Source organism: Paenibacillus apis, from assembly GCF_018333295.1.
Classification (GTDB): domain Bacteria; phylum Bacillota; class Bacilli; order Paenibacillales; family Paenibacillaceae; genus Fontibacillus; species Fontibacillus antibioticophila.
The window spans coordinates 52,498-65,772 of record NZ_BORS01000002.1 but is presented as its reverse complement, the minus strand read 5'-3'; the positions used below and the strand labels follow the sequence as shown (position 1 = coordinate 65,772).

Below are 13,275 nucleotides of genomic sequence, written 5' to 3'. Positions count from 1 at the left end.
TTGAAAATCATCGTATTGACGAACAGCGAGGCATCACAGGCTCACTTGTCGGCAGCGTACCGTAGGCTGGATGAGGCGCAGCGGGATCAGTTGCAGCTGGCCGTCGTCGACCCGGGAGGACCCGAATCCGTCAAATCGCCGCCGGGTCTGGAGACGAAGCTCGGACCGGATGCCGCAGATTTTGTAGTATTCGATGCGCACGGCGTTCGCAAGGAGGTTGTGGAACAAATCAAGCTGCTTCTTAGTCAAGGGGCGGCGCAGTTCGTTCCTGTGGGCGGGGATGCGGCCGAGATCCGCTCTTTGTTCCGGCTAGGCGGACTGACTGCCGACCGCTTGCCGAGCCCGGGTGTGAACGCAGAGACAGAACTGCCGAATGAACTCAGGAAGGACTACGACCGCTATGTGAATATAACGGAATATTGGCGGGGCGGCGGAGTTGAAAATATGCTCGGCCTGCTCTGTCTGGCGGGCCGGGAGTATGGCGGGTGCAACCTGTTGCCCGTCCCTCCCGCTCCGGTCTTCGTTCAGGAGCTATGCCTGTTAGACCCGCTCCGGGGAACACGTTTCTCGACCCTGGCGGACTACCGGAAAAGCCGGAGATATACGGAGCATCGGCCAACAGTGGCGCTGCTGTTTCTCGGTAACGGCAATCCCCTGGACATGGCGGAATGTATCGGCGAGCTGATGGACAGCATCGAGGCTTTTGCCGACGTTTTGCCGGTGGCTTTTCCTTCCGTCATGCATATTTCGCTGGAGCGTCTTCGCGAATTGCTGGTTGAAGAAGATCGGCCGGTTGATTTGATCATCAATCTGCTTCCCTTCCGTCTGGGGATCGGTCCGGGCGGAGGCGGGGCTGCATCATCATCTCCAGCCGGAGCAGGCGGTGCGGTGGATTGGCTGGACGCCGTGGGAGCGCCGATGCTGCATCCGTTTTTCCTATCCGGCACAACAGAGGAGGAATGGAGGCAGTCGGTTCAGGGAGTAAGTCCCTCGCAGCTTATGGTTCAGGTTGTGCTGCCGGAGCTGGACGGAGCCATTGAGACCTTTCCGATCGCTGCTCTGCGCCGTGAAGGAGAGGATCGGGGGCTGGGCGTTGCGCTCAGCAGGCTGGCACTCCTTCCCGAACGGGCAGAACGGCTGGTCGGACGCGTCCGGCGTTGGCTGGAACTGAAAAGAAAGACAAACCGGGAGAAACGGCTGGCCCTGATTTGCTATAACTACCCTCCCGGCGAGGCCAATGTGTTCGGAGGCACGTTTCTGGATACGTTTGAATCGGTATCTAGGCTGCTCACCAGGCTGAAAAAGGAAGGTTATGATGTTCAGGAAATATCTGCGAAGGAGCTGCGCTCCCGCTTTGTTGAGGGCGGTCTGGTCAATTCCGGACAATGGACGGGCGAGCAGGCCGCGGATGAAATGATCCGTTACAGCGATCCTGAATTTGCAGCCAAGCTGGCGGCCCGTTCGTGGGGTGCCGAGGCGAAAGCCCGTTGGGGCGAACCTCCCGGTGAAATCATGGCGGAGCAAGGGGCCTTTTTGATTCCCGGCATCGCAAGCGGTAATGTTTTTATCGGCTTGCAGCCTTCGCGGGGCATTCATGAGGATCCCGAGAAGTCCGTGCATGATCGTTCCCTGCTTCCGACGCATCAGTATACCGCCTTTTATCAATGGCTTCGCGAGGAGTGGGAGGCGGATGCGGTCGTTCATATCGGCACCCACGGCACACTGGAGTTCCAGCTCGGCAAGGAATGCGGCATGTCGGGCGACTGCGTGCCGGACGATTTTCTGGGGGAGCTTCCTCACCTGTACTATTATTACGTGGGCAATCCCTCGGAAGCGATGATCGCCAAACGCCGCAGCCATGCGGTGCTGGTCGGCTATCAGGCGCCGCCGTTTGCCGAGGCAGAGCTGTACGGCGAATGGGCTGAACTGGACTTGCTTCTGCAGGAGTACCGCGAAGCGGAGCAACTGGACCCTGACCGCTGCCGGGATATCCTCCGCAAGCTGGAGGAGACGGCCGAGGCTTTGCACTTTGCCGCGAAGACGCCGGAGGACATGGAGGAGGAGCTGTACCGGATGCAGCGTTCCATGATTCCAAGCGGCCTGCATGTGCTCGGCGATGGCTATTCCTCCGAAGAGGCTGCCGCTTACATGCGGTTCGTGCTTCGGCATGAGCGGGGAACGGTCCGTTCCTTGCGGGGACTCTTGGCGGAGCGGAACGGCAAGAAGGCGGAGGAGCTTGCTGAGCAGAGGCAAACGGAGGAACTTCGGAGACTGGATCAGGAGGCGGAAGAATTGATTGCCGGTTACCTTGCAGCGAGGGAGCTTCCGTCCTCCTGCGCGAAGGAGCCGGCGGAATGGCAGGAGGCCTTGAAGCAGACGCTGGAGTACGGCTATCAGGCATACAAGAACTCCATGAACAACGAGGAGATGGAGGGATTGCTGAAGGCGCTGGAGGGGCGCTATCTCCGGGCCAAACTGGCCGGCGACGCGATGCGCTCGCCGGAGGTGCTGCCGTCCGGACGAAATCTCTATCAATTCGATCCGCGTGCCGTGCCGAGCGTTACCGCCGCGGAACGGGGAGCGCGGACCGCCGACAACTCGGTTCGCCAATATTACGACAAGCATGGCGAATATCCGGGCACAACAGCTATCGTGCTGTGGGGTCTGGAAACGTCCAGGACGCAAGGGGAGACGATCGGCCAGATTCTTCGCTATCTGGGAGTACGCACCGGCAGAGGGCTCGGTACGTTCCGAACCGAATACGATATCATCCCGCTCTCCGAGCTGGGACGTCCGCGTCTGAATGTCGTGGTCCATATCACCGGATTGTTCCGTGACATGTTTCCGAATCTGCTGGAGGATCTGAACCGGATTTTCCGCCGTGTCTCCGAGCTGGACGAGCCGGAGGATATGAACCTGTTCAAGGCCCATACCCGCAAGACGAAGGCTGGACTGCTCTCGTCAGGCTACGAGTCTGAGCGCGCCGCGGATCTGGCGAACGCCCGGATCTTCGGCCCTGCGGAAGGTCAATACGGGACGGGCATGACCAAGCTGATCGAGACGAAGCATTGGAGCGAGGAAGCGGAGCTGGGGCAAGCCTATGCGGACAGTCAGCAGTATGTCTACAGCTTGGAGCAACGCGGGCACGCGGAGCCGGAGCTGTACCGAACTCATTTGCTGGCAGTCGATGTCGTTTCGCAAATTCGCGGCAGCCATGAATGGGAGGTTACCGATTCCGATCATTATTATGAGTATTTTGGCGGCTTGTCCAAGTCCGTTGAGATGGCGAAGGGAACGCCGGCGGAGATTCATATTACAGACACGACCGGGGAGCTGCCTTTGACCGAATCGGCGGAGCAGTCGATTGTCCGGGGTGTACGTACCCGGTTGACCAATCCGAAGTGGATCGACGCGCTGCTGGAGCATGATTACCATGGAACGCAAAAGATCGCACAGCGCTTCGAAAATATACTCGGGCTTGCGGCGACGACGAACAAAGTGGATTCGTGGGTGTTTTCCGCACTGCATGAAACCTATGTCGCGGATGAAGCCCGCAGCCGTCAGCTGCTGGAGAACAATCGCTTCGCATACCATCAAATGCTGGAGACCCTGCTGGAATCCCACCAGCGCAGTTATTGGCCGGCGACGGAGGAAGAACTTGAGGAACTCCGCAACCGCTATTTGGAGCTTGAGGGAGAGATCGAAGAGAGGATTTAAATGAGAGGGAGTCCCGAAAGTAAATTTTTGTACAGCCTTAGTAGCATAATAGAGTGATATTCATATAAAAACCAAGGAGCTAAGCGGCCTTTCTCTCGCTTGGTGCCTTGGTTTCTTGCGTCCCAGCGGCTTTCTTGAGCAAATGAGGAGCGAGGGGGAATCCGCCCGACATCCAAACTGGCTTTGGCAAGCAAGCCTCGAGGCTTTAGTGACATTCTGCATTATAAAGACCGCACGAGCACCCACGCCAGCAATTTTAATGCCTTTTGTCATTTATTTCGCCGCGCGAGCACCCACGCCAACAATTTTAATGCCTTTCTGCATTATTTCGCCACACGAGCACCCACGCCAGGAATTTTAATGCCTTTCGGCACTTATTTCGCGACGCAAGGCGTAACCTCACATTGAAAAATGTCCCCCCCTATCATCTACGATGGTTTGGGACAACCTCTTCACATTGTCCTCTGGCTTAGGCATTAAAGCTTATGAACCCCATGTAAAAGCTTATATTCCGAAGGTGTGCATTTTTTATAGTTCTTGAATACGCGGTTAAAGGTAGGCAAACTGCCGAAGCCGGAGCTCATGGCGACCTCCATAATCGACAAATTCGCATCGATCAGCAGCTTCTCTGCATGCATGATCCGATGCTGGTTGAGATAAGTGTAGTAGGATATGCCCATAAATTGCTTGAACAAACGCATAAAGTGAAATTTGCTGATTCCGGCCAGCTCGGCCAGCTTTTCAACCTGAATCTCCTCGGTGCAGTGCTCGTTAATATAGTTGCATACTTCCAGCAGCTTATCGATGTATTTATGCTGCTGTTTTTGGCTCTTTCGGTTGGGGAAACGGCGTTCCAGATGCATATAGTTCCGGCCAAGCACAACGAAAAATTGAATCAGCATGGCGTAAGCGGAAGCTTCCTTAAGCAGGGAGCCGCTGAAATATTCATCCATCAGTTCAAGCAGCAGCGGCTTCAGCGCACCGTGCAGTTCCTGATCTTGATGAGAAGCGATGATGATGTAAGGGCGAAGCAGGTGAAAGGTGGAGTCAAAGCCGTTCAGCGGGTAGAGAAGCGTACTGTCAAACTGCATAATGACCCTTTTTCCCGTTTCCGGGGCAAACAGTTGATGCAGCTCACCCGGAGGGATGATGAGTATGTCCCCGGGATTCAGGACTATCCGGGTATCGTCGACAACCGCCGAGTAATTATTTTCGATCGGCATGATCACCTCAGCAGCCGTATGCCAGTGCATAGGGTAATCCTCAGCCTCTTGGTTCAAATAGATACGGATTCCGGGATGGTCCCGGTAAGAAACGGTTTCCTTGGCGCCATTCAGACTTTCAATCATCTGTATTCTTCCTCTCTAGGCTTCAAATTTAGCAATATTTGAGAAGTTAAAAGCTAAATTTACGAAGAAATAACGAAGCTAAAGCCGGTATAATAAAGTCGATGAAATCGCATACAAAATGATACCATGCGCGAAAAGAGTTTATCAAATCCTATTTGATCAAAAAACAGGTGAAAGATGAGGTTGAGATGATGGTCGAACTCGTAAACAACCGTGAAAAAATGAATCAGTATAAGGCGCGTGCCCAGAGTCTCGTCGAGCAGATGACGCTGGATGAGAAGGTGCATCAAATGTTGCACGCCGCCCCCGCAATTCCGCGGCTTGACGTCAAAGCCTACAATTGGTGGAACGAAGCGCTGCACGGTGTCGCCAGAGCCGGTGTGGCCACCGTGTACCCGCAGGCGATCGGGCTTGCGGCCACGTTCGACGAAGAGCTGCTGGAGGAAGTGGCCGATGCGATCGCCACGGAGGCAAGAGCTAAATTTAACATGCAGCAGCAGTACGAGGATACGGACATTTATAAAGGTCTGACTTTTTGGGCGCCAAACGTTAATATTTTTCGCGATCCAAGATGGGGCAGAGGTCATGAAACCTACGGGGAGGATCCTTATTTAACCGCAAGACTGGGTGTCCGGTTTATTCAAGGCCTGCAGGGCCATGACGAAAATTATCTCAAGCTCGCCGCTTGCGCCAAGCATTTTGCCGTTCACTCCGGACCGGAGGATCTCAGGCATCAGTTTAACGCAGTCGTGTCTGCTCAGGATTTGTATGAGACGTATTTGCCGGCCTTCCAGGCTTGCGTTGAGGAAGCCAAGGTTGAAGCGGTAATGGGCGCCTATAACCGGACGAATGGTGAACCCTGCTGCGGAAGCGAGCTTTTGCTCGAACAAATCCTGCGCGGCGAATGGCAATTTGACGGGCATGTCGTGTCGGATTGCTGGGCGATCAGGGATTTTCACGAGCACCACCATGTAACGGAAAACGCCGTGGAATCGGTCGCTTTAGCGGTTAACCGGGGTTGCGATTTGAACTGCGGCAGCTTGTTTATGTTTTTGCTGGATGCGGTCAAGGAAGGGCTCGTTACCGAGGAACAAATCGACCGTGCGGTGATCCGGCTGTTCACGACCCGCATGAAGCTCGGTCTGTTTGACGAGCCGGAACAAGTACCGTTTAACGCGATTGCCTATAACGAAGTGGATACCCCCAAGATGCAGGCATTAAACCGCAAAGCCGCCCGTTCGAGCCTGGTGCTGCTGAAGAACGAAGCTGGACTGCTGCCGCTGAGCAAAGACGCGGTCAGTACCATAGGCGTGATCGGCCCCAATGCCAATAACCGCAAGGCGCTTGTCGGCAATTACGAAGGGACAGCCTCTCGCTATATTACGGTATTGGAAGGTATTCAGGATTATGTCGGGAACGCTGCCCGCGTCCTGTATTCCGAGGGGTGTCATCTGTACAAAGACCGCGTTAGCGGGCTCAGCACCGGAAACGACCGGATTTCCGAGGTCAAGGCCGTCTGTGCGGAAAGCGATGTTGTCGTGGTTTGTCTGGGACTGGATGCGGGGCTGGAAGGGGAAGAAGGGGATACCGGAAACCAGTTCGGCAGCGGTGACAAACCGGATCTGAAATTCCCGGGACTTCAGGAGGAAGTACTGAAAACCGCTTATGCCAGCGGCAAGCCCGTGGTATTGGTCGTATTGGCAGGAAGTGCGCTTGATCTCAGCTGGGCTGACGAGCATGTTCCGGCGATTTTGCAAGGCTGGTATCCGGGCGCCCAAGGAGGACGGGTCATTGCGGAGGCGTTGTTCGGCGAGTTTTCTCCGGAGGGTAAGCTGCCGGTGACGTTCTACCGCTCAACAGAGGAGCTTCCCGCCTTTACTGATTATGCGATGAAAAACCGGACATACCGCTATATGACGGGCGAGGCGCTGTATCCGTTTGGTTACGGGCTTTCCTATACCGATATCGTCCTGGAAGGCGTAAAGCTGGATACGGACCGGGTCACTTCCCAGGGCGTTCAGGTAACCGCTATGCTGCGTAACGACGGCAAAAGGGCAGGGGGAGAAGCCCTGCAGCTTTACGTGAAGGCCGAGCGGGCCGGGACGCCTAATGCCCAGCTAAAGGCGCTCCGAAAAATTCACCTCGAGCCTGGCGTGACCAAGGAAGTGAATTTGCATCTGCCTGCTTCCGCCTTCTCATTATGCGACGAGGAAGGCGTGCGCAGGATTCAGAAAGGAACCTACACCGTCTATGCAGGCACCTCCCAGCCGGACCAGCGAAGCCGCAAGCTGACCGGCAAGCAGCCCGAGGCATTCTCGCTTACGGCCGATAACGAGCTTGAAATATAAGGAGTGATTGTGACAACTCTCCCTTTTCCTGATAAAATAGAACGATAGGATTTTATGCGGGCTGGGGCTGGCGGACCAGACGCTTTAGATATCAAGGAAGGGAATGTGCGCAGGAATGGAAAAGAGCCACTCCAAGGTTCAAGAGATGCTGGATACGATGGCGCGTAACGGGTGGAGGGTAACGGAGCAGCGAAAGACGCTGGCGCAGATTTTTGCCGACTATGACGGCTATTTATCGCCGAAGGATGTTTATGACCAAATGTCCGTTCATTATCCAAGCATGAGTCTGGATACGGTTTACCGCAATCTTCGGATGCTGAGTGAGATGGGTGTGCTGGAGCATTTCTATTTCATGGAAGGCGGCTTGAAGTTCCGGGAAAATTGCGCGGCGCATCACCACCACCACCTGATCTGCATTAATTGCGAAAAAACACTGGCTTTTGACTTCTGTCCGATGGACCATGGCTTGGAGCTGCCGGGAAATTACAAGGTGATCCGGCACCGCTTCGAGGTGTACGGGATCTGCGAGGCTTGCCAGAGCGTAACGGAAGGATAAACAGGAGATTACTTCGAATGAGTCAGCTAGAACAGTTTGAACGTGTATACGAGATCATGTCAGCATCCTTTCCGGTGACGGAATATCGTACCAAATCCGGGCAAGAGAAGCTTCTGGATCGTTCGGAGTATCGGCTGCTCACTGAGAGGGATGAGGAAGAGCGGATTATTGCCTTTCTGGCAGTCTGGGAGTTTCCTGCGCTGCGCTTCATTGAGCATCTCGCGGTTGATCCTTCGGTGCGCGGGGGCGGGGTTGGCAACAAGCTTGTGAGAAAATGCCTGGAGGAGCAGCCGGTGAAGCCGACGATCCTCGAGGTAGAGCTGCCGGAGGACGAGTCGTCCGCAAGACGGATCTCTTTCTATGAGCGGCTCGGCTTCCGCCTGAATGAATACAGCTATGTTCAACCGCCGCTGCGGGAAGGCGGGGACCCGCTGCCGCTGAAAATCATGAGCTATCCGCAGCTACTCACCGAGCAAGAGTTCCTCGCTTGCAGGGCCATTCTGTACAGTGAAGTTTATCGCGTGTCGGAGAGTTGAGGTTACATTTCGAGGTTAAATAAGAAGACCTGTTGGCTTTGAAGGCCTGACAGGTCTTTTTTTCTATGGTGACGGTTTGTAACAGGTACACTTCATTTCTGAACTCTGGCTGCGAATTTAAAAGAGGGTGTACAAAGCCGCCTGAGCCGCCCCGTCAGCAATTTTAATGCTTATCGGCACTTGATTCGTAACGCACGGCGTAACCTCACATTGAAAAAGGTGTCCTCGATCATCTACGATGGCTTTTGGGTTTTGGGACACTATGATTTAAAGCTCGATCACGGAAGTGGCGACATGCTCGCAGAACTCCCGGTCATGCTCGACAAAGAGAATGGTCGGCGCATAGGACAGCAGCAGCTCCTCAATCTGCATCCGGGAGATGACGTCAATGAAATTGAGCGGTTCGTCCCAAATAAGCAGATGCGCATGCTCGCACAGGCTGCGGGCGATCAGCACCTTTTTCTTCTGCCCGCCGCTGTAGGAGGCGATGTCCTTCTCGAATTGGACCCGGGCAAAATCGAGCTTGCGGAGAATGGCCTTGAACAAGCTCTCGTCGATCCCGCATGCTCGGGCATAATCGGTCAGACTGCCTGCCAGATGCGAGGTATCCTGAGAGACATAGGAGATTTGAAGCCGGCTGCCGATGTCGACATTGCCGGTATGGCTTATAGCTTCTCCGCAGATTAGCTTGAGCAGGCTGGACTTGCCGGAGCCATTCGATCCGCGGAGCGCGACCCGATCACCTTGATTGATCGTGAAGCTGACGTCCTGACATACGGTTCGGTCACCGTATTGAATTGAGACATGATCTAGATGGAGCAATTGTTGCTTGTGATAGACCGGCTGGGACAGCTTTAGCTGGTCTGCCGATTCCAGGTTCTTCAGCAGCGAGGATTTCTCCTCCAATGCGCTCTGCTGCCGCTGCTCGATCGATTTCGAGCGCTTCATCATCTTGGCAGCCTTATGCCCGACGTAGCCCTTATCCAGTTTGGAGCCGGAATTTCGGGTGCCGTTCTTCGACTTCTCCACTTCGTCGGACCAACCGCTTGTGCGCCTCGCGGCTTCGGACAGCCGCTTGATGTCCTTCTTCAGCTTCTCGTTCTCGGCAAGCTCGTATTGATCCTGCCGCTCCTTGTTCATCCACCAGCTGGAGAAATTGCCCTTCTGAATTTCAATATTCGTCCTGTTGATCGACAAAATATGGTCCACAGAGTGATCCAGAAACGCCCTGTCATGCGAGACGAGAATGAATCCGCGCTTGGTCCGAAGATACTCGCTGACCAGCTCCCGTCCCCGAAGATCCAGGTGGTTGGTCGGCTCATCGATCAGCAGGAACCGGTTCTCCTTGATAAACATGGCAGCCAGCATGACCTTGGTCTGCTCGCCATTGGACAGGGAGGAGAACGGGCGGTACAGCACATCTTCCGTAACCTCGAGCAATTGGAATTCGCGCATCAGCTCCCAGTGAACATAATCGGGGTAAATGTCGCTAACGACATTCATCGTAAGCTGATCCCGATCCGCAATAGGATAGGGGAAGTATTCGAATTCGACATCTGCGGAGATGGTGCCGCTGTATTCCAGCTTGCCCAGAAGAAGATTCAGGAATGTCGTCTTTCCTCGTCCGTTTCGTCCGGTGAAGCCGAGCCGCCAATCCGTGTCGAGCTGGAAGCTGACATTTTCGAAGATCAAATCGTAACTGCCTTCATAGGCAAAAGTAAGTTTGTTTACGGTGATTTGGGACATAGTCAAGTTCCTCCTGTACAAAAAAAGGTATGGGCTGCAAGAAAGGGAATTCCTGCAGCCCATACCTATAACAGACCATGCCCCTGTCACAGGGAGGCCTATATCGTCCGGGATGAAAAGAATACACACTTTCTTGCATAACCATGACAAAACGCGCAAAGGAAGACTCTGCTCGTTCTCATCTGATTAGTTCGCAAGAAAGTTGTTCATCTTTCCACTCCTCTTCAACATTGGTGTCTCCATGTTACCATTCCGCAAGGCAAAGATCAACCGAACCTATTTGACCCGGAACGTCCGGTGGCCGAATCTGCTTACCAGAATCCAGGTGCAGGCCAGATAAACCAGGGTCAGTCCTGCTATGATGACGGTGAAACTCGCAAGCGGAATGGAGAAGAACAGACTGGCGCCGCACACCATCGACACGCCCATATTCAAAACATGGTAAAATGGGTTCTTCACGTTCAGCTCTGTGGAGTAGGGCTGGAACAGGTAGTAGAGCGCCAGATGGTGAACGGTGAAAAACAGGGACAAGCATAACGCTGAAACCCACAGCATCACGGTATCCGGCGTCGACCAGGGAGCGGCGATTCCGGCGAGCAGAGTCAGCATCGCTGCAAAGGTCGAAGCGATTAGCAAATTATGCCCCGCAAGGCTCAACAGGCGAATCCGGAAGTGCTCCGGCGCTGCGGCGCGATAGAAGCTGTAACGCATCATACTGAGGTCGCAATTATAAAAGAATGCCCGGCATACCCGCTCCCCGACAGATAGCAGATACAGTGTAAAGGCTAAATAAGGAACGAAGAAGCCGGGGCCGGTAATGACCAGTCCGATTGCGTCAGCGTTCAGGGCGAATACTGCACAGACGGTAGCTCCGAGGCCGGCAATCAGGGCCAGGCGCTTGCGTACAGGGTCCAGGATCAGGCTGCGATGCCGTGCGAAGAACAGCATGTTGAGAAAGGCGTAGCCTTGCTTGTTCCCGCCTTGTCCATCCTGCCTGACCGTCAAGTCTGTCTCGCCAGCTTTGGTCTGAACGCTCTTGAGCTCTGCTTCCCTGATTAGACGTCCCATGTCCAGCAGCGGATCATCCCGTTTGGTAGCGGCATCTGTTACCGCCCGGTAATCATGATATTTAGCTAAACGAAGCAAAGCAAAAACTCCGAGCGGAATCAGGATAATGGGCGCAATCCATGACAGCAATATTCCCCCGAGCAGTGGAACCTGCGGGAACAATAAGGGAGCGTAGGCAAGGGCATAGGTAACGCCGATGGTCAGCCAGACAATCAGGTTCTGCTTGACCAGTACCATGCCATTGGCTTCAAACAGCTTCAAATGAATGTACTCCCAGATCACCCGGGACAGTGTGACCGTCACTGCCAGAGACAAAGCCTGCATAACCGTACCGTCCAGAAGCAGAACGAACAGCAGCAGCGCCGGTATGTAGTAGATGAAGGAAGTGAGATATTTGTAGCCGAGTGTCGCCTTCATATAGATGTCGGGTTGTATGCGCATCAGCTTGACAGCTATGAACTTCTCCCGCTTTGGCTCCAGGATGGTACAGTTTGACACCCCGGCCGTAATGAAGCTGATGATCAGAAATATATGACTGAACAGGCTGAGCTGCGGGTTGCTATAGCCTGCAAAGTTGTCCAGCTTGACCGACACTGCAGGATAATAAACTATCAGACCCAGATAGAGAAGCTTGGATAACAGACCCCACAGGATCATCAGAATCCAGGCGACGACGGACAGGGCCCGTTTGGCCGAAACCTTGCCATACAGTGATTCCGGCACAAGCCGTCCTGCCAACGGCAGCCTGCGGATATAGTAAATTAATCGGTTGACGGCGGACGAGATACGGACTCCGAATACCTGATTAACTGTGCGCTGCATCGGATTCTTCCCTCAGCAATTGAATAATGCTCGACTCAAATTCCGGACTGTGCATCAGTCCCGGCGGAACAGCGGACAGGCTGCCATTGTTCAGAATGACCAGTTCATCGCATAGGTCGGTGGCGAGCTGCAAAATATGCGTGGAGAAGATCAGAATATGATCCTGCTTCATTTCTCTGAGCAGCTTTTTCATTTCCAGCGCTACGATTACATCGAAGGAGGTCAAGGGTTCGTCCAGCAAAATAACAGGCGGCTTCATGATCAGAAACAGCAGCATTTGAATCTTGTTCTTCATCCCGTGGGAATAGCCCTTGATCAGGAGATGGCGATCTTCCTCAGAGAAGCCGATCAATTCAAAATAACCGTCGATGGAGTCGTCAGCCTGCAGCTTATCGCGATTGATATCCATGTAGAATTTAATGAATTCGTATCCCGTAAGAAAATCCGGCAGGATAGGCAGGGAGTAGACGTAGCCGACATCCTCTTCACGTAGCTCGCGCACGGTATCTCCGCTGCGCAGCCGGACTTGTCCCGCATCCATCGACAGCTCCCGGCTCAGACAGTTGAACAGCGTTGTTTTGCCGGCGCCGTTTCGTCCGAGCAACCCGTAAATTTTTCCTCTCTCAAACGTGTACCCGGCACCCTTCAGCACTTGCTTGTCGCCAAAGGCTTTTTCCATTTGATCCAGAATCAGTTCCAAGTGGGGTGCTCCTTTCCAAATATAGCTTACTCCTGATTAATACGCTCAAGATAGTAGATGGTTGCTATAACTGCGCCTTGAAAATTGTCCTCTGACCTGAAATATGGGCATCCTGCTTGTCCTGAAGTGAATGTTATAATTTATGTGAGGGCGCTTAGGCTTACGTGGATGGCAACTGTTTTTTGGGGAGTAACGCTTTGATGCAGATGGCGGGTTATTTGTGCGGAATATCGTACAAAAGTTGAGTGCTGGGGCTGCCGTATAGAGGGAGAGTTATACGGTTTTCCGTACAAAACGTTGCGTAACGTGGGCAGACGGTAGGGACGTTGTACGGTTTTTCGAACAAAATTGTGTGTCGAGGCGGAATCGATACAAGCAGGTATATTGATGCCTGGGCGATTCCCTACGGACAGGTACGCAATTTTGCGTACAA

General features: G+C 53.8%; 8 protein-coding genes. 4 read left to right on the top strand and 4 right to left on the bottom strand.

The genetic code is table 11. From position 1 onward, the window contains the following. Window positions 1-3,717: a cobaltochelatase subunit CobN gene (locus tag KI362_RS02940; protein ID WP_301624755.1), complete on the top strand. Its 3,717-nt coding sequence runs from the start codon at window positions 1-3 to the stop codon at window positions 3,715-3,717. A gap of 476 nt (window positions 3,718-4,193) precedes the next feature. Here KI362_RS02940 and KI362_RS02935 read toward each other — a convergent pair whose 3' ends face one another. Next, window positions 4,194-5,066: a helix-turn-helix transcriptional regulator gene (locus tag KI362_RS02935; protein ID WP_301624753.1), complete on the bottom strand. Its 873-nt coding sequence runs from the start codon at window positions 5,064-5,066 to the stop codon at window positions 4,194-4,196. Between the two features lie 170 nt (window positions 5,067-5,236). Between KI362_RS02935 and KI362_RS02930 the strand changes: the two genes are divergently transcribed. From KI362_RS02930 to KI362_RS02920, 3 genes are all read left to right on the top strand, one after another. Further along, a complete protein-coding gene (locus tag KI362_RS02930; protein WP_301624751.1) occupies window positions 5,237-7,414 on the top strand; it encodes a glycoside hydrolase family 3 C-terminal domain-containing protein in 2,178 nt (725 codons plus the stop codon). Between the two features lie 103 nt (window positions 7,415-7,517). Next, window positions 7,518-7,970 carry a Fur family transcriptional regulator gene (locus KI362_RS02925; RefSeq protein ID WP_044478080.1) on the top strand — a complete coding sequence of 151 codons (453 nt, stop codon included), beginning with the start codon at window positions 7,518-7,520 and terminating at the stop codon, window positions 7,968-7,970. Window positions 7,971-7,987: 17 nt separating this feature from the next. Beyond that, complete coding sequence (locus KI362_RS02920) at window positions 7,988-8,506, top strand: GNAT family N-acetyltransferase (protein WP_301624748.1); 519 nt, start codon at window positions 7,988-7,990, stop codon at window positions 8,504-8,506. Window positions 8,507-8,773: 267 nt separating this feature from the next. On the opposite strand, the gene KI362_RS02915 is transcribed toward KI362_RS02920, so the two are convergent. The 3 genes from KI362_RS02915 to KI362_RS02905 all read right to left on the bottom strand — a co-directional run bounded on the left by KI362_RS02915 (window position 8,774) and on the right by KI362_RS02905 (window position 12,842). Next, entirely contained in the window at window positions 8,774-10,252 is a 1,479-nt protein-coding gene (locus KI362_RS02915; RefSeq protein ID WP_044478085.1) for an Lsa family ABC-F type ribosomal protection protein, read from the bottom strand. A 276-nt stretch (window positions 10,253-10,528) separates the two neighbouring features. Further along, window positions 10,529-12,142, bottom strand: coding sequence for a hypothetical protein (locus KI362_RS02910; protein ID WP_301624746.1), 1,614 nt, complete (start codon window positions 12,140-12,142; stop codon window positions 10,529-10,531). Then, a complete protein-coding gene (locus tag KI362_RS02905; RefSeq protein ID WP_301624745.1) occupies window positions 12,126-12,842 on the bottom strand; it encodes an ABC transporter ATP-binding protein in 717 nt (238 codons plus the stop codon). The genes KI362_RS02910 and KI362_RS02905 overlap by 17 nt, the downstream gene beginning before the upstream one ends. Between the last annotated feature and the right edge of the window lie 433 nt (window positions 12,843-13,275).

Bases quoted from the DNA above. Each gene is read 5' to 3' on its own strand.
- KI362_RS02915 (WP_044478085.1), bottom strand. From the start codon at position 10,252: ATGTCCCAAATCACCGTAAACAAACTTACTTTTGCCTATGAAGGCAGT.
- KI362_RS02925 (WP_044478080.1), top strand. From the start codon at position 7,518: ATGTGCGCAGGAATGGAAAAGAGCCACTCCAAGGTTCAAGAGATGCTG.
- KI362_RS02910 (WP_301624746.1), bottom strand. From the start codon at position 12,142: ATGCAGCGCACAGTTAATCAGGTATTCGGAGTCCGTATCTCGTCCGCC.
- KI362_RS02935 (WP_301624753.1), bottom strand. From the start codon at position 5,066: ATGATTGAAAGTCTGAATGGCGCCAAGGAAACCGTTTCTTACCGGGAC.
- KI362_RS02920 (WP_301624748.1), top strand. From the start codon at position 7,988: ATGAGTCAGCTAGAACAGTTTGAACGTGTATACGAGATCATGTCAGCA.